Raw genomic sequence first — 18,044 nt, 5'->3', positions numbered from 1 at the left:
TACCCTGCTTGGCTGTTATTTCAGCTCCCTTTCCGATGGCATCGCCGTTCTCGTTGAGCAGAACAACTGTGACGATCACCCTGAGGTAGCATCGAATTTAGGGACCAATGCGCGAAATCCCTAGTATTACCGGGAGGCTCCGGAAAGCATGGATATGCTGAACCACGTTTCGCATCGAGCGCCCTCCTGAACAGTGACCTCTTCATCACCGTAGAAATAGGTCCGATTACCGAGAACCTGGTAAGCGTAGGCAACCCCCACAGAAGACTCAAAACGTGTAATCGCCTCTAGAGGCTCCATCATCCATCGCCCAGACTTGTTAACGTGATCTGGGCTAACGAGCAGTACGCTTTCCAGCAGCAAACCGTCCCTCTGACTGTCCACGAGTGATCGCAGCAACTGATCGCTACTGACCATCAACATGGAATGCAAGGGAAATTCTTCGTCTTGATCCGCAGTAGCCACATAGAACCAAGGGCGATGAATGTTGTGCTCGACGTAGCTCCACGTCGTGGGGTCATCTCCAAAAAGCCCAAACCGATCGACTTTCGCTTGCTGGTAGGTCAGAAACATGTCCGCGCCCTTAAAATATACTATATATAGCATAGAACTAAGCGCTCCGACACGGCTTCATCGTTCCCTTTGCGAGTTGTTGAAATGCAAACGGAACTCAAGCGGGCGCTTGGAGAGGTACTGAAATCTTACCGACTGAATCGGAATTTCTCTCAAGAGGGTATGGGACCGAGCCAGACCTACATCAGCAATATCGAGCGAGGCAGGTGGAGCGCTTCACTCGACAAGATCGAGCAGATGTCCAATGTCCTTGGTGTACACCCTGCCAGCATCATCATCGCTGGTTACCTCACAGCACAGGGCGGTAAGACGTCGGATGAAGTTCTTGAGCGCATTCGCAGTGAACTGAAAGAGATTGGGCTTTAAGGATGCTGTGGACGACCGGCGCGACAATGCAAATAATTTCAAAGGATCTATTGGGAAGTATCACTGGTAACAGAGTAAGCGTCCCTTCAAGCCACCTTGCGTCCCACATGCCAACACCCACTGATGCGGCAGAGTTGCCCGATCTCACTTGCATGCTACGTCGGCACCTTCCTGACTCTGTCGCTTGAAGCGGTGGTGTCTACCTGAATTTTGGTGTCCCCCGACTTCTAAATAATATCGTGTCGGTTCCGAAGGGGCTCCACAAAGGAAGCGATCAACCTGGCGTCCTCGAGAGCATGGTGCGGAAACACAATACCTTCCATTAATGCCTTGTCAGCATACGAAATTGTCCCTGCAGATACTCCTTTTGGAAGCCCGGAAGGGCCAGCGAGGCGAATTAGCAATGGCCAATCCCAATGCGGCGCGTCACTTATTATTTCTAATTCATCGAACTGTCGGAGCCAGAGTTGTAGCTCATCTCTGGCTACTGTCATCGGTCTGCCGTATCGTTCAAGCGCAAGCAATGGAAGCACTATCCCTTGAACAAAATTCGAGCAATCGTTGCGCACCCAGCCATCTTCGATCTCGACATAAAATTCTGGTCCATCAGGAACGACTAACGCGAGGCTAATTAACTCGCGAAATTCGTCCAGCGAAGTGAACTCACAATCTAGATAGGCTCTGCGCATGTGGGCTACCGAATCAACGCCGTGAATTATGTGTCTCGTGATTGTCGTAGCACATAAGCAAGGAGTCGAGCACCTTTTACTTTTAAAGAAAGGAGTCCGGGAACGCGCTGAGGCCCATTTCGCTGATAGGTTTCCCGGCGGGAAGCCGCAAACGACCCTGCCGGAGTGAAACGTCATGAACGAATCGAACACGGTATTTTTATTTGAAATCCGTGATTCTTTGGCTGGTTGGCCAGAGCTAGATTTTGTGTATAGGCGTGATTTCGGTCTGTTTCTGGACGCCCTAAAGGCTCGACTACGTTCTCACACAGCCTTCACTGTGTAATTGCATGGACTTGACTACTCATTTGCATTGCCACTGTCAATTGCATCCGTGCTGACCAACCGTTTGCATTCGATTTGACCAGCACACGCCAGGGTAACGACCGACAGAGAACGACCCAAATCGGTCTCTCGCGAAGGGAAGCAATCGGCCAGAAGCGGTCATTCCGCCTGCGTACAAAACTAGAAGGATTCGGACTGCAATATATGGCCTCTTCTAGGCCTGCTGCGCTCATTCGGTACGATCCTTCTTTAGGGTTTAGAAACGTCCAGAACAAACACATCGATTAGCCCAGCTAGCTCTGGTGGCATCGTTTTCTCGATGCTGCTTTTCAGCTCCTGAGAGGTGTGGATATTTCGGTTTTTAATTCCTGCGACGTTCACATCTCGGCCAAACCAGATCACAAGATAAATGCCTTGGTGTTCAGCATCGGGGTGGATGGAGTAGCGCGCATATAGTTGCGCCGCCGCGGCAGTATATAACTCTCTATGCCACTGACCTTTTACCTCAGTCACAAGCAGCCGTCTTGTACCGCCAATCAATTTTGTCGCAGTGAAATCGCTGCGGTTAGCACTTTTTAGCTGGTGCTCCGTCGTAATTGTGATGCCTTGAGGCTTGAGTATTAGACTGAGACGTTCAGCAATGATCTCGGTAGCTCGTACTTCGTTCAAGTGCTTATCATTGTCGTAAAAGCGATCCGCAGAGTTAAATTCACCACCATTTATTGCTTTCTGAAAATCTTGAAGCTCTTGGAGGACGACTTGGCGCAAACCCTCAACATTCACCACCATGTCGCGATCCAGTCGATCGACGATTTCCTGTGGCGTTGGCGGTTCGAAAGACCTCCGTGCAATCTGACTGATTTTACGAGCACGTATGCTCCTAAGATCGTTGTACATGTCTGCGAACTTCGGATCGGCAAGGAGACGATCAATGACACGGACGGCGTCATCGGAGACGTCTAAATCGATTAACCAAACAATTTCTTTCAAAAAGCGGTACGCATTTTCTTCATCGGGGCTTCCCGTACCCCAATGGCTCGGGAGGTCTACCTTTGGCCACTTGTCAATGAAGGCCTCTAGAACCGCCACCACTTTTCTTAATGTGAGCTTGGGCCAATGGGAGTGCTCGCCATAGTTAAATCTTCCTGAGCGCTCACTAAGCGAAAATATGTTATTCTTTTCGGTTTTTAGCCAGTTCCAATATGTTTCAGGCGCGTCTTCTAAAAAATAGAAAGTGCGCACTAACCAGAAAATGCGCCTATTTTCGAGGTCTTCATCGCCGGTCGGACTGGGCCACGCGGACATAAAAGCTGAGCAACGTTCTGCGATGATTTTTTGAAGAGCATCGCGATCACCGAATTCGGCCGCAATTTCAAAGAGCGTATCAAGCGGCCCGAGCGCCAGATCAGAAAATCGGTCAAGCCATTCTATTGAGATTGCTGCCCGTAGTTGGCTGAAGACCTCATCACCGCGTAACAACCAAATTTCGGGGTGTTGACAGCCCTTTTGTGCGAGTTGGGGCTCGACATATTGCCGGAGAAAGGTTTCGGCACTTCCCGTACCTGCGAAAATCAATCGGTTGACTTCATCTTTCAGCGCATCACGTTCTTCATCCGACACTGCACCGTAGCCCATGTCGAGATTAGTTCGTAGCGCATTCAGTAACGGCAGATCGACATTTTCTAGGTTTCCGTCGCTGCGCATGATTTCCAAGCAAGCTGCAAAAAGAACAGGCTCAGTGTGCGCGCCCTGCGATGCACACTGTAATTGTGCAAGCCTGAGCAGATTAGGTACATTGGGAGCAATGAAATCCAGGCAGTTTCTGAGAGCTTTACGAACGAGCACTTCATCACCGAATTCATGCTCAATTTGATCGGGCGCGTTAAGTACGAGATCAGCAAAGCGCGCAAGGCAATTCCAATGCCGACCACTTTCAATAAGCTCTCGGTTGTCCCGCAAATATTGGATGTTCAACTTATTGATGTCGCTTTGTTCCCGGTGGCGGCGTCTCATTATCCGTCTGTGGGTAGACATGCTTTTTTTTTGGGATTGTGCAAGTTGCGCGATTGCTCTGTTGAATTTTGCCCACTCGCGCATTAAAGAAGGCTTCTCCAATGCCTGTTCACGCATGTGTCGTCGCAATTTGTTTGGGCCTCGCAGTGCTTGGCTTTGATTGAAGCTATGCATTGCGATGTAGCTCGCCCACAGGGCTGGGTTATCAATTTCAAATGCCAGGTCGACTATAAATTTGTAATCATCGGATTGAAAGCGAAGGCCGGAGTGAGCGTGAAAATCAAATTTCTGTATTTTGGTCTCGAAAATATCATCGCTATTGGTAAGGGGGCCAAGTGCCTGCGCCATAATTTCTCGGCGCAATCCATCGTCATTTTGAAGTACTTGAACTGACTTGCTCTGATCTGTTGATTTTTGCTCATGAAAAATCAGATTTTCGATCCAATGCCAAACCTTTTTAGCGGCAAAAGGAGGCATTGCCAGGTCAAAGTATCGATCCAGCATTAGTCCTACAATTTTGCTGATTCCAATTCGACAGTCGCATTCATAATGTTTTTTCTTGCATGTGCAAGCAAGGTCTTTGGTTAAGTCATCAAGTAGCCACTCGATTGACATTAAATTAAGTCCGCCAACGAAGCGCTTTATGAAGTAACGAGTGCCGACTGAGGACTTGTAAGGTACTTGATGACGAGGATAAAGGCTTGAGCAGACTCGAAAAAAGCTGGCGAGGTAATCTAAACCTAAAGCTTCTACGCCGATAGTCGTTAGGATGGTTACCGCAATTTTCAGAGAAGTATGACTGGCCTCAGAGACTAGGACTGCTAAATCGGCGCGATGGTCATGGCCGGACAGGTCGAGCAGACATCTGCTAGCCAACAAGCGAGTGTGTTCGCTCTCGCTTGAGTCTAACACTAGTTGACGCAGCTCTTGCGTCAGATGCGCAATCGCTGGTGACCCCGTCAACAGTTCAAGAATTAAATCACGCAAATGCCCATCACTGCCGCTCGCTAGCAGGGGTTTAATCTCTGTCATAACCTCTTGGGTGAAGAAACCTGAAGCACTGAACCGGCGCCAAGCATCTCCTCGGCGGAAATAGGGGTCCTTCGTTTCGACGTCTTTCAGGCCCTGTATAAGTAGACGTTTTGAGGAGTGCTCAAGTTGAGAGGGATCACCGTTCGCAAGTACCGCATAGGGATCAAGCTCAATAGCAGTCTCTTGAATGGATCTGTTGCCTAGCGCCGCGAGCCAACCCAGTAATCCCCGGAGTTCATCTCGAACTGCATTGTTCGGAGCGATGATAGGTAGGCATTTATGTAATGTCAGAGGGTCAACTGGATCAGCGATCCGCTTTGCAAGGTAGTCTGCCGCACAGTATTCAGCAACGATCTTGTGGACGGGTCGATGCTGATCTGCACTATCGCCAGGTTTGAAAAGCCGAGTTGCCAAGATGCCTTCAGCAGCAGTGTGCTTGTCAAAAAGTGATGCCAGCAGTGGATAGATTCGATCTGCGGTTAACTCGCTCGTCCCTATGCCTTCTGCTCCGGCCAGCAAAAGCTTGGCGAACACTTCGGACGACAGAGCAACCCTTTGTTTGATGGATAGCGTTTGTGCTACATTGACGTTAGCTTCCTTCGCCAGCCGCTCGACCGCTTGTGAAAATATATTTCGCTTATCTGTAAAGTGTCTGCCGCTTTCAATATAGGCATCTGCAAACATCTTGAGAAATTGGGGGTTAGGGAGTAACGCTCCTAAGTCGAATCGAGCTACTTCTGCTTGGAACTTTGAAAATTCCTCACCCCGGACATGATGATGAAAAATTTCTCGCTGTTCCCCCTCTTCAAACTCGCAAAGCCTAACCACCAGCGGTGAGCATCCTAGATAGTCTTCGAATGCATTGGTGGCAGCAGTACCCCACTCGCTGGATCGGCTCGAAATAATGACGTGCGTTGGCTTAGCTTTTCTGGCGTTAGCAAGAAGGCTGTGAATGCCCGTTTGATCGAGTTTGGCCAACTCATCAAACGCATCGATCACGAGCGGGGAATTCTCGGTGTCGGCCCCCAAGTGTTTGAACTTATTTGCGGTAACGGTTGAGGTTCCTAGCTGTCGCGCTAGGCTTCCCATAAGTTCAGTTTTTCCGCCTCCGGGTTCTGCTAGGACAACAACGTAATTCGAAGCGGCAAGCAACGCTTCTTCAGTGTAAATTCTTTCTTTACTGGAGAGGCTGCGCGGAAGGTAGAAAGTTGAATTCATAGGATAAATTCTGCGTTTTTGAATGCACCTTATTTACGGTGCTACGTCATCTCAGTCAGGTCAGTTTCACTGACTGTTCCTGCTGATGATGGTAAGCCATTTTTACCCAAAATTGGGCTTGTAAAAAACTTGACGCTCAGTTTTTTCGGTACGGTGCCAATCTCAGCAAGAGCTAGCTGTCTGATCATCGGTGCGTGATGCTGTTTTGCGTTTACACTCTACATCGCCTCCAAGTTGGTAGATACATCTGAATGACCGCTTTTGGCTGTGGATTCAACCGGTGGATGCAACACATTGGCTGAACCTGTCTGCCGGTGTTTCATAGTTTAGTGTCTTTCGAGGGCGCTCATTCAGCGTCCTCGCCACCGCATTGAGCTGGTCTTGCGTGTAGACCGAAATGTCGGTGCCCTTGGGAAAGTACTGCCGTAGCAGGCCGTTAGTATTTTCGTTTGAGCCACGTTGCCAGGGATTCTGAGGATCACAGAAGTAGACCTGGATATCGGTCGCCAATGTGAAACGCTTGTGGGCAGCCATCTCTTTACCTCTGTCCCAAGTCAGTGACCTGTAAAGCTCTTGGGGCAGCAGGCGAGCGTTCTCAATGAGTGCGTTGATTACTGACTCGGTGTCCTTGCTGGCAACTTTCACAAGCATCACGTAGCGGCTATGACGCTCGACAAGCGTGGCGATTTGGCTGTTCTTACTGCCGAATAACAGATCACCTTCCCAGTGGCCAGGTACTGCTCGATCTTCAACCGCAGCTGGACGTTCACTAATTGAAACCGTATCGCTAATCTTGCCGTGATTCTCATTCTTCTGCGTGTGATGGCGCGAACGTCGCATTGCTCGGGTGCGCCGCAAGTGCTCTAGCAATTCCTTCTTCAGGGCTCCACGAGCTTGAATGAAGAGGGTTCGATAGATCGTTTCGTGTGACACCTGAGAGCTCGCATCATCTGGAAATTCGCGCTTTAACCATCCAGCAATTTGCTCCGGCGACCACTGCAATTGGAGCTTGCTTGCTACGATCTGCGCCGCTGTTGGGTTCTTAGCCAGTTTACATATCTTGGGGCGACATGCTCGGCTCCAGGCAGCTTGCTCGGCCTGACTTGCTCGATAGCTTCCAAGACCGCCGTTGCGCTTGATCTCGCGACTGATGGTGGACGGTGCTCGCCCTAGTACCGATGCCACCGAACGGATCGACTTTCCTGCCACCACCGCACGTGAAATCTCTTCGCGCTCAGCCAATGACAACGCCAATCTGGAGCGATGACGCGCAGGAGGCTGGATACCCCCGGTCTCCGCCAAAATGCGTTGTATCGATGAGTGATTGCGGTCGAACAACTGCGCGATCTGCTGGAGAGAATCTCCCTTACGCCAGTGCTCCCACATCAAAGCCTTCTGGGTTTCGGTGTAATAGATCCGTGGTCTTTGCTTCATATGCAACACCCCTCCCGCTTACACAGAATCTAGTGTGTTGCATCGACCGGTTGAATCCACAGCCGATTTCTGCCTGTCGCCGCCGGCAGCAATGCACAGCTCTCAGCCGATCATGTTTACTACACCTGCTGGTAAAATCCGATGCAATCAGTGGTCAAGTGGAGTGCAATTTCACACTTCACCCGAAGCTGTCTGATTTGACAGGCAAAAAACGGTCTTCCTCTGCCGCTTTGGGCTGATTCTACAAGTAGCGACTGAAAGCTATGGGCGCTTACGGCTCGGTCTAGCTGTTTAAAGTTATGCCAAATAGTGATTAATTATGCATCACTGCGGATAAGTGAAAAGGCACCAAATCTCCTTTGTATAGAGCTTTGGCGCCTATTCTCGTTAATACTAAAGCACCGTCGGAGTGAGTTCTGCTGAGATAGCATTTATCGCTTTTTACTCGAGTGAAACAATAAGATTCCAGGAATACCTTCGTAAGAGCGCGGGTTATCAGTCCAGGCAAAATGGTCACTGCCGTCGATATTCACTCACAACGTCCAGGTCATTTGTGTGCCAAATCGGCCCTTCAACAATCCGGCGCATGAGTTAGGAAAGTTGAGCAACATGCTCCCACTCCATACCTATTATTTTAAAAAGTTGAATGACACTCAGCCCGAGTTTAAACTTAGGGCTGAGCGCCACCTTAAGCTCCTTGTTTTTTATTTATTAAGCTTGCAGTAATAGCATCGCTTAGGATTTCATTTTCTGTAGCGGATTTTGATATTGCGAATATTACTTTGTATCTTGCCCGAGTAACCGAAAGATACGTTTCGCGGATCATCTGTTGCTCTATTGCAGACTCAAGGGCTGGGTTTTCCTTGACCGTCAGCGCGCCTTTTTCTAATCCAACAATAATAACAGCATCAAATTCTTGGCCACCAACTTGAGCAGGTCGACATAGCACTACTACAGGTTGATCCGCCTTGATTTTTTCTCCTCGCTCGCGCAAGACTTGAAACGGCAAATCGGATTTTGATAGCTCGCCTTCAATCTCGGCCCAATAGTTTTCGGTATGACAGATGATCGCAATTTGCCGAATATTATCGGCGCGCATTTCACGAACCCGGCGAAGAATGAACCGCCCGAAGTCTCGGGAGTCAATAGCCTCCTTTTCTAAAGATGGCTTTCCAAATCGCTTATCCTTTGCAGGCATGTGAAAGCTTTCAATTGATGTGAAGTCAGGGAAATCACTACTGAAAAGATTTGTGCTTCGCTGGATGACAAAGAACGCTAGCTTTGCAATTTCTACAGTAGAGCGCCTAATGGAATCAAGGCTCTGGTTTGATATATCTTTAATTCCGAGCGTTGCAAGCCCCGCATTAGACTGCCCATAAAAAGATTGAGCCTCGTCTAATGCTAAAGCAATTGGGATGTGAGATTTTTTGTCATTCGACAGTAGGGAAAATAGGCGCTTTTCATTTTCATTAAACAGTTGCGCTTCATCTACAAAAATATAATCGAAGCCTTCGCTTTTCCGTCGTAGTCGCCAAACTGGTGTTTTTATCGAACCAAACAATGAAAGCGCAATATCGTCTGGATCTAGAGCTCCATATTTTTCAAACACTTCACTATGGTACCATTCGAATAGGCTGAAAACGAAATCCCGTTCGTCGCGCGTCAGAATCCCGTGAAATCTACTAAGATTTCGTTCGGATTCGACGTAGCGTCGACGGTCTTGCTCATACCCATGACCTTTAATGGCAATTGAAATTTCAGCAAGGACTAGCTTCGCAAAAATATCAGTTAAGTTTTTGTTCTGGTACACTGTAGTTAGCAAGCTGCTTGAGGATATTTGCTTCTCATATGATGATCTTTCCTGAGCTAAAGCCTCAAGTATTTGATGCAGTTGGTATAGCTTAGCGTCGGTGGCATCAGGATCTAGAATAGACTCTAGCTCCAAGCCAAGTTTCTTTCTGCAATATTCCGAAAGAGTAGTAACAACTACATGATCTTGATATAGCTCGGGATGTTCACTTGACAATATCTCGAATTTTTGAATGACTTTTGCACGCATCGCATCACTGTGGACAATGTACAGAATTTTGCATTCGTCACCTCGAGCCTTACAATTAACTACTTTAAATAGTGCAAGTAGCTGCATTAACAGGGTTTTCCCAGACCCGCCTGGCCCTAGGATTCGAATGGGGTTTCTATCGAGTGCATCTGGTGTAAGGATTTTTCTCTGGGCCTCGGTCAGGGGGCTATCGACCTTTACCCAGTCCCTCAAGGTGAAGTTTAATGTTTTGTAAACCTCATCGTTTGTAATCGAGGACTCGCTTGTATTTACTTGGGCATGAAAAAAGTCTTCTTGCTTTGTATTTTCTTCAAAGTAACTCTTAACACTTGCAGCCAGAAGATCAAGAGTCTCACATGCCTTGGGCTTCTCGAGCTTGCTATCATTTATTAAAGTATTAGCTTGGCGCTCAAGTGATTCTAGATTTTTTATTTCAGCTTTAATACATTGCACTACGGCGCGAAAGCTGTCGCTCGGGCCGGCCGAGACTAGGGTGCGAGTAGAGGATTCTTCCGCGCCTTTGACAACATCAAAATATCCGAGGCTATATTGCCTGGCCTCTGTTCCGCGGCCGGCCAGAAGGGTGTGTATGTTGTCATCATGTTTCCGGTGCATAAATGCACCCTCGACAAGTAACCCTTGTAGCCGTTGATTCGCAAGGTATATGGAGCGCTCAAATGACTCTTTGCTAATTCCCGGCTCTGAAAAAAGAGAAGTGCTACCAGAAAGTTTGATTAGAGCGAATGATTCGTCACCAGTTCCGCTGAGGTAGTCGGCGTGCCACAGGCATAGAAGCGTTCCTTCAGTGTTAGCAGCTAATCGGAATGGGCCTTCCAAAAAAATTGAACCCGACAGTATTTTAGGAGTGCAAACTATCTCGAATAGAGTATTGTGAATTCTTTCGATCACTCCAATTTTAGGAAGCAACCACTCTGCCATACCTTGGGTTAAAGCTAAATACATGATTAAAGCCCCTTCATTTCTGTTGCGAATTTATCAAGCGATGCCTTGGTGAAGTCTCGCGACCCTAAGCGCATAAACATACCGAGATATCTAGAAATCAAGTCTGTTAGGAAATCATCCTTTAGCCTGGAAACTTTTAATGGGTATTCCTCGAAGTGCTCAATTAGTGGAGTGGTACCGCTCATGCCCCGGCAGTCGTTTTTCCACCATTCTTCTCTCGAGGACTGTGCTGCGTCAAGAATCTCAAGAGGAATGGAGTAAACGTACCTAAACAATGCTACAGAGTGGTGTGGAATTGGCGCGAAGTCACTTGGGGCTCCGTAAGCAGGAAAAAAGTGAATATCTGATTTAAAAGAGTTGCAGAATATTTTCTTTAGAATTTCACCATACCTTCTCCCTGAAAAAATAACTTCAATATCTGGCTTTTTACTGCCTCTTGCGCCAGGAAGCGCTTGCGTATATTGAATGTACTCTTTATAGGCGGCTAGACGGTTATATAAACTGATCTGCTTTCGATCGCCTTCAAGCTGTTGAAGCGATTTCTCTATGAGATGGAGGGGTGGGTGGGAAAATCTATCAGAAGGGGCATGATCATCTGCACCATAGGGCTTTAAGCGATCGGATAATTCATTCCAGATTTCGCTATAAAACGATTTACTGTAAAGATATTCGTGTATGGGAATTATAGGAATCACTGTTGCTGTTTCAGTTTTTTTTTGACTCAAATCGCAGGCTGGAGAGATTACAATCCCAGTGGTCATTAGGTTATATGGAAGACCAAATCCGGGGAGGTTGTGCCATATGTCCCCAGTCTCATGGTCAAGGCTGGGCATATTCTTGTAGAAATCGCGAGCTTCAATCTGTGGAACTAATGGCATTTTTTTAACGTCCGAGTTAAATGCTTGTATAAATCTTTCATTAGGGTAAAGCGACCGAGACGTGATTCGCGATCACGGATTACGCAGCATTGCCGTTCGTCCTATTCAGATGCTGGTTGATGGAAGGCATAATGCCATACTCACGCCGGGGAGGGGCAGCGCCAGGGTGCTTAGAGACCTAACGGGAGACCGCCCTTATAAGGAAGTATGATCGAGGCGGCAGAGCCTTTGATTCAGCAAGCCATCGACACTCAATCCTCTGGGATCGGTAGCCCCTTCCAATGCCACGCAATCTAAACTGCTTTGACCAAATGATTAATGGCGTAGTCTCTATGGGCAAAGATAACGAGCGGCTAGAAGTGGACCTGGAAGAACTGATGAAAGCAGGCGAACCGTTGATGGCTCAGGCGGTGGCCGCATTACGTCGATACCAAGAAGCACAGGGGGAGCTACCTGCGGAGAAAGTGGAGAGCCTTCGCCTGGAGGCCGAAGCGCTTTTTACAGCGGTCAACGAGTATCAGCGACAGGCGCTGGGCGATCCCCCTCCTCGTTTTCATTGATCGAAACCTATCACCTCAGTCGGCAGTAATCGACCCAGGCTGTGTGGAAACATGCTGGACGAATTGAAAACCGGGAGTGGCTTGTATTCCGGTGTATGCAGTTCACGACGCAGCACTTTCAATGACGGTTTCACACCCTGCATGCTCATTCGCTTTTCTCTGCCGAATCGCGATCAATCCGCGGCAACGCGGCATCAAGCACGCCTTGAGAGAGGCCATGTTTTAGAGCGTTGTACTGCCATCGAACGAAGCGCTCCAGTAGGTGGCTATTCTCAGCCTTCAGCCGCTGGTTTTCACTTTCCAGACGATGAATGCGCTGCTCCGCAATAGTCAAACTTGCTGGACGCTTCGTGGGCTGAAAGCCCGCTTTCTGCTGGGTCTTCTTATCGCCAAACGCACTCTTGATTCGAGCATGCGCATTGAGGGTCTGCCGTGTTGGCCGCGTACCAATCAAGCCCTCGGCTCCATCACACAAGGCATCCCATGTGAGCTTGCCATTCCATCCATCAATCAAACCAACCAGCAGTTCAATGTCTCTCGTCGTCAGATGTTTGGCCATAACTAGAAAGCCCCCAGCAGATTTCGCAGCTCATCAATGTCGGGCTCTGGAGAAGGGAGCCTGGGGGAAGACCGGCGGGCAGCAAGCTCTCGCCTCAGCAGGCTGAACTCCTGTTCATTGCTGAGCCGAATGGCAGTACCGTCCGGGAGGTCGGGCGACTCGAGTATCTCAATCAACTGGTCCAGCCGCTCCAGAGTCTTGATCTGATGCTGACTCCAGCGGTCGGCGCCATAGGTTCCCGATGTATCTGCCGCTTTGGCCTTTTCCAGTTGCACACGAGTGAGGCTCCGCTGCTGCCTGAGACGATCAAGCTTGGTCGCGTCGCCTTTTATGCATACCTGTTCGGTACAGTTCAAGCAATCACGATGCTTCTGGCAGGGCAGCATCGAGTAGTCATGTACGCAGAATCCATACTCAGTGACATGGGCGATACCCTCCCCTGCTGCCTCGAGATCGGCGTAGGTTACCGGCATATTGGCGTGGATCTTTTCGAGCACACCACCGACGCCCGCGTTTCTGGCCAGCTCGACGTACTCGTCGTCGCTCATATGGTTGTACACGGCGTTTTGATGGATGTTTGCCCGACCCGACCACTTGGCGATGTCTAGCTGCCCCAACGCGCCCCGCTGTGCCACGGTATTGAGGAAATGACGCACCTGGTGAGAGGTCATCGAAATTTCACTGCCATCCGGATTCCTGTAACCGTGGCGCTTCCAGATGCTGTGCTCCTGGCCATCAATTAAGTTCAGGTCAGTGGTAAACGTACTCTTACCGGCTCCCCATATCTTGATAGGGCTCGGGCTAAAGTCCAAACGGAATTCGTGAGCCCTGAAACAGCAAAGGGCCTCCGAGTACTTGATGTTGCGTTCCTGACTCTTCCAAGGCCATCCGCTAGGTAGTTGGCTATGACAGTAATCATTTAAAAATGCCAGCGTCAGTGGCTCACCCTTTGACCTCAAAGTACGATAGGGGGAGTATTTCGAGAATACCTGGTTCAATGCCCCTCTCGATGCCCTAATGCCAAGCGCCATGCAACCTTGCTCGTCAGTCAGTGGATGGTCGTCAGGCACTTGGGGACAGCTTTCGTGGCGGTAGAATTTTCCGGGGTGGTCTTCATACCATTTCGCCAACGCCCGTCCTGGAGCAGACAACTCAACTAACCGGCGCACGGCTTCTGTGGCGATATCCTTGAATATGGTCGGGACCCACTTAATATCCGACCCGTAACCCTTGCCGGCATAAAACCGTAGCCCTAGTCTTTCGAGACCGTTTCCATCTGTCTCAGGATGCAAACAATTCACCGGCAGGTCTTGAACCTCCGAGACGCGAGATGGCGCGCACATCAACAGGGCAAATACGGACGTTGTGAATCGATCCCGAGCATTCACGAGATCGTTGGCAAACATCTCTGCCATTGCTTCCAGCCAGTGATCCTCTGGTAACTTTTCTGCTCGTTTTCTTTTGCCTTCCGCGTCCGTCCGGTTCATCTCTTTTGGCTTGGAGATAGGATTACGCCAGGTGATCTGATCGGGAACAATCCGACTTTCATTTAGGAACTCCACCAGCTTCAACAAGCTAACACCTGCTTGGTAGCCCGTGACCTTGTATTCCCTTGCCACTTGACCCGCTGCGTCCATGACGAGTTGATCTACCTGCGTAATGTCTGCTTTGCCCTTAACCGTCAACAAAGCCTTCTCGATGCAGCGAATCGCCTTAAATTCGCTTTTGAGTTGGGTGGGGTTGTGACCTTGCTGGTAGCGGACATATGCCTTGGCAAAGGGAATGATGTCAGCGCTCAGCAACTGTTCAGTCGTGTAGCCCCGAGCAGGTGCCCCCATTACCGTAAAGTTGCCGACCTTGGGCCAGGCATTGGCATACCAGTCCAAGTCTGCCCCGAATACCGTCAGGCGGTCACGGCACATCGCAATGAAGTCCTCTAGATTATTCTGGCTGTCACGCTGATGCTTGGGGATGAATAGCAGTATGTCAGCCATTCGCAACCTCTCCCTTGGCCTGTTTGCAGCGGTTGATCACGTCACTCACTGCCAGGATCAACCGATCATTGATCGAAGCAATTTTCAGATCTTCACAATTGTCGCGAATCCGATCCCTCTCCTCGATTAAGCGATCTAAAACCTCTTCATGCGGGCCATCAAGCCAGGGCTGAAAATGGATACAGGTATAACAAGCGATGGGGGCCAATGCACCACAGAAACCGTAGCTGCCACAGGTGCCAATGTTAGCCCTGCCGTTCGAAACCCGACTGGTCGGATCATCGCCTCGGCGTGCATCCTGCTCTGAGGTAACAAGCACCCCTCGAAATGCCTGAGCAAATGGCGCGAGCTGCAAGGCGACAGCTTTATCAATGCGCTCGACGATCTCAGGAATGTTTTTGACGTATACGCCAACGTTCTGGGTATCGGAGTGATCCAGCGCTTCAGCAATGACCATCTCCCCTCGCCCCTCACGGGCTAGATTCGTGCCGAGCGTATAGCGGAAGCGATTAGGGTTGAGAGCGATAGGCGCCCCAGTGCGCTCACTGATGACGGCAATCGTCTTTGCAACTCTCAACATCGCCTGATAGACCTCTTTGGAGGGAATATGCAGCCGATCGCTGTCGAGCAGCGCCTCAACATCGGAATCGGCTTTAAGGAAGTGCGATACGGGAAACAACGGCAGCTTTTCCTGCATTTTCTTTGGCAGAGGGGCACCTGACGGCTCGGAAAAAGCCGCTCTCACAAACTCCGCTTGCTGCTGCAAAAGCAACCAAAGATCCTCAACAATCGCAAAACGATTGAATGCACAGCGCCAGGGTGTATTTCTCTGCTTAGCCCTGGGGAAATTGATGCCATAGTCCCCTGGCAAACTGGAGTCCAAATCTTTGAGTTTGAGTGCCGCGATTTGTCCAGGGCGACGCCCCGTCATCGCCAATATCATTGAAAGACAGGTCTCCTCCAACGTAAGGCGTTGGCCGGTGAATGCATCGACCACCGCTGCGATAACACCTTGGAGTTCAATATCGGACAGCGGCCCATCCTCTGGGCACATCGACTGGACAGCGAAACCTTTCTCGTTCCCCTTGATGACCCACTTATCCAGCAGGATCAAAACTTCATCAGAGATACCTGGATAACCAAGCCTCGACCATTGACGGATCGCACCACGTAATACCCCCATGTAATACTCTGTTTTCTTGCTCAACGACGATCGATAGGAGATCAACGAGGCGACGGTAAGCAATTCAGAATCTTGCATTTGCTCGCAGTAATGCAAAAAATAATAAAAAATATTCTTTGCATGTGACGGCGACCCCGTTCTTACGTAAAACTCCAGAACCCGCCGAAATGAATAATCTCTTTCCGCTAAATATTTCGAGATTGAGCCAACCGGAATTGTTACATCCTTGCTCAGCTCCCATCGAGGGCTATCGAACTGCACGAGATAACCCTCTCTAGAATAAAAGCGATCGACTACCGCTGCCTGAAGAGCAGTCTTATCCACCGGCCACCTCATTACTGGACTTTTTCAGGTGTTTGATCTGAAGGGCAAGCACAGCTTCAGCAGCTTTTTGTTTGATATGCCGCTTGTCGTAGGTTCGAGCAGTGCCTGAGGTCTCTTCCCATCCCATCAGATAGGAGCGAGTTTTTTCCTCTGCCGCGGGGGAAATTCCCATAGCGTCACAGTGCTGGGAAAATTCGTAATTCCAATGGTGCCGGAGGGCATGCGCATGGACACTCGAGTCCTCAATGATAGAAGCGACGTCTAACATCCATTTCTGAAAGGCTGAAATCGACAGAGGGCGACCTTGAGTAGGGCCTTCCTTGTGGGTCACAAACAAATACCCATGCTTCTTCGCCCCGGGTACTTTGTTCCGATAGCGAAGCACGTATTCGTGAATCCGGGCGATGAGTTCCTGCGCGAGTGGAAAGGTTCGTTGACGAGTCTTAGCCGTAGGCTGATGAGCCCGTGAATCTCCTTTCGAATCAGGACGCCTAACTACTCGCAGCGTGTTCTTAGCGAAATCGACGTCGTCAATCTTGAGGTTCAGCAGCTCTCCGCGGCGTACCCCGGTCAGGCGAAGAATCATGAACATCAATGCATTACGCACCTGAACTGCGTGCCCCTTGGCCGGATTGTGCTCCGAACCAGGCCTAAGAGCCTGCTCCACTGCCTCTACAACGGCCTCGTCCAGATATCGCTCATCTTTGTCCAATACTGATTTGTTGGGCTTGCTGGGACGGTGAGCCCTAATCGACGCCACCATCAGTTCGACTTCCCTATCAGTTCGATTGGACGGGCACAGCCGTTTGGCCAGAAAGCCCAAATAGTCGGCCACGACGGTTAATCTGAAATAGTGGTTACTGGTACCGACTGTCTTTGCCCGTCGAGTGATTGAAACAACCTTTTTACCACTCCCCCCCGGAGCGAGAGCAAGCTGCAAGAAGTCACTAAGTCCTCTCACTCGCTCTTCCCCAAGCAACTCGCCTTGCGAAAAAAGCGGCATGAGGTCGATTCCAACCTGAGCTTCCCAGACGTGCAGGGCCTTGATTGCGCTCAACGCATTCGCAATCGAGTTGGCGGCCAAAGAGCGCGACCGCAAATGCCAAGTGGTGAAGAGAGTGGGGTAGTAAAGCGGCACACCTGAACTATCGACCAGTACCGCATAACGCTCGCCATCGGCCCCAATGAACCTACGCATGGATATATCCATCACACCTCCATAATTTACGTTTTCACATGGTGTGAAACAAATAGAAGACCATGACGGGATTTTTCACACGCTGAAAATGAAAAAACCCCGCAAGCGCGGGGTTCTTAAAGGAAAACTTTACAGTTTTCGCTAAGGTGCTCGTCAGAACGGAATATCGTCATCAAAGCTGTCGAAATCCGGAGCTGGCTGCGGTGCGGCCTGCTGAGGCGCCGGACGCTGCTGCGGAGCCGACTGCTGTGGACGCGGAGCCTGCTGGCGTGGCGCCTGGTTGTAGTTGTTGCCACCCTGCTGCTGCGCGCCATCCTGGTTCTGTGGACGGCCGCCGAGCAGCTGCATGGTGCCCTGCATGTCGACGATGATTTCGGTGGTGTAACGCTTGATGCCGTCTTTTTCCCACTCGCGGGTCTGCAGCTTGCCCTCGATGTAAACCTGCGAACCTTTACGCAGGTACTCGCCGGCGATCTCGGCAACCTTGCCGAACATCGACACGCGGTGCCACTCGGTGCGCTCGACCTTCTGGCCAGTCTGCTTGTCAGTCCACTGCTCGCTGGTAGCCAGGCTCAGGTTGGTCACGGCGTTACCGTTGGGCAGGTAGCGGACTTCTGGATCCTGACCGCAAGTACCGACCAGAATGACTTTGTTAACCCCACGGGCCATAACGTTCT

13 protein-coding genes are annotated in these 18,044 nt (G+C 49.9%); 2 read left to right on the top strand and 11 right to left on the bottom strand.

Annotated features, from left to right (window positions below):
• Positions 1-126 precede the first annotated feature (126 nt).
• Complete coding sequence (locus CX511_RS03420) at positions 127-573, bottom strand: hypothetical protein (RefSeq protein WP_143527750.1); 447 nt, start codon at positions 571-573, stop codon at positions 127-129.
• A gap of 84 nt (positions 574-657) precedes the next feature.
• On the opposite strand from CX511_RS03420, the gene CX511_RS03415 reads away from it, so the two are divergent.
• On the top strand, positions 658-939 hold the full coding sequence (locus CX511_RS03415) for a helix-turn-helix domain-containing protein (RefSeq protein WP_101292981.1): 282 nt from the start codon (positions 658-660) through the stop codon (positions 937-939).
• A gap of 227 nt (positions 940-1,166) precedes the next feature.
• On the opposite strand, the gene CX511_RS03410 is transcribed toward CX511_RS03415, so the two are convergent.
• From CX511_RS03410 to CX511_RS03390, 5 genes are all read right to left on the bottom strand, one after another.
• Entirely contained in the window at positions 1,167-1,628 is a 462-nt protein-coding gene (locus CX511_RS03410) for a hypothetical protein (RefSeq protein WP_101292980.1), read from the bottom strand.
• A 573-nt stretch (positions 1,629-2,201) separates the two neighbouring features.
• Complete coding sequence (gene eruA / locus CX511_RS03405) at positions 2,202-6,215, bottom strand: NACHT domain-containing antiphage protein EruA (RefSeq protein ID WP_101292979.1); 4,014 nt, start codon at positions 6,213-6,215, stop codon at positions 2,202-2,204.
• A gap of 273 nt (positions 6,216-6,488) precedes the next feature.
• Complete coding sequence (locus CX511_RS03400; RefSeq protein ID WP_220639100.1) at positions 6,489-7,649, bottom strand: IS30 family transposase; 1,161 nt, start codon at positions 7,647-7,649, stop codon at positions 6,489-6,491.
• 688 nt (positions 7,650-8,337) lie between these two features.
• A complete protein-coding gene (locus CX511_RS03395; RefSeq protein ID WP_101292014.1) occupies positions 8,338-10,671 on the bottom strand; it encodes a UvrD-helicase domain-containing protein in 2,334 nt (777 codons plus the stop codon).
• 2 nt (positions 10,672-10,673) lie between these two features.
• Entirely contained in the window at positions 10,674-11,549 is an 876-nt protein-coding gene (locus CX511_RS03390; RefSeq protein WP_101292013.1) for a hypothetical protein, read from the bottom strand.
• A gap of 332 nt (positions 11,550-11,881) precedes the next feature.
• Here CX511_RS03390 and CX511_RS03385 point away from each other — a divergent pair, with 332 nt between their 5' ends.
• Positions 11,882-12,109, top strand: coding sequence for a hypothetical protein (locus CX511_RS03385; RefSeq protein ID WP_101292012.1), 228 nt, complete (start codon positions 11,882-11,884; stop codon positions 12,107-12,109).
• Positions 12,110-12,254: 145 nt separating this feature from the next.
• On the opposite strand, the gene CX511_RS03380 is transcribed toward CX511_RS03385, so the two are convergent.
• From CX511_RS03380 to CX511_RS03360, 5 genes are all read right to left on the bottom strand, one after another.
• Positions 12,255-12,668, bottom strand: coding sequence for a hypothetical protein (locus CX511_RS03380; protein ID WP_101292011.1), 414 nt, complete (start codon positions 12,666-12,668; stop codon positions 12,255-12,257).
• A gap of 2 nt (positions 12,669-12,670) precedes the next feature.
• Positions 12,671-14,662, bottom strand: coding sequence for an integrase (locus CX511_RS03375; RefSeq protein WP_101292010.1), 1,992 nt, complete (start codon positions 14,660-14,662; stop codon positions 12,671-12,673).
• Positions 14,655-16,169, bottom strand: a complete 1,515-nt coding sequence (locus CX511_RS03370; protein ID WP_101292009.1) for a site-specific integrase — start codon at positions 16,167-16,169, stop codon at positions 14,655-14,657. Before CX511_RS03370 ends, CX511_RS03375 begins: the two co-directional genes overlap by 8 nt.
• Positions 16,162-17,379, bottom strand: coding sequence for a tyrosine-type recombinase/integrase (locus tag CX511_RS03365; RefSeq protein WP_177409670.1), 1,218 nt, complete (start codon positions 17,377-17,379; stop codon positions 16,162-16,164). The genes CX511_RS03370 and CX511_RS03365 overlap by 8 nt, the downstream gene beginning before the upstream one ends.
• A 141-nt stretch (positions 17,380-17,520) precedes the next feature.
• A complete protein-coding gene (locus tag CX511_RS03360; RefSeq protein ID WP_045182499.1) occupies positions 17,521-18,036 on the bottom strand; it encodes a single-stranded DNA-binding protein in 516 nt (171 codons plus the stop codon).
• Between the last annotated feature and the right edge of the window lie 8 nt (positions 18,037-18,044).

Origin of the sequence: Pseudomonas sp. S06B 330, from assembly GCF_002845275.2 — a bacterium.
Classification (GTDB): domain Bacteria; phylum Pseudomonadota; class Gammaproteobacteria; order Pseudomonadales; family Pseudomonadaceae; genus Aquipseudomonas.
This window is presented reverse-complemented; position numbering and strand designations above follow the sequence as displayed.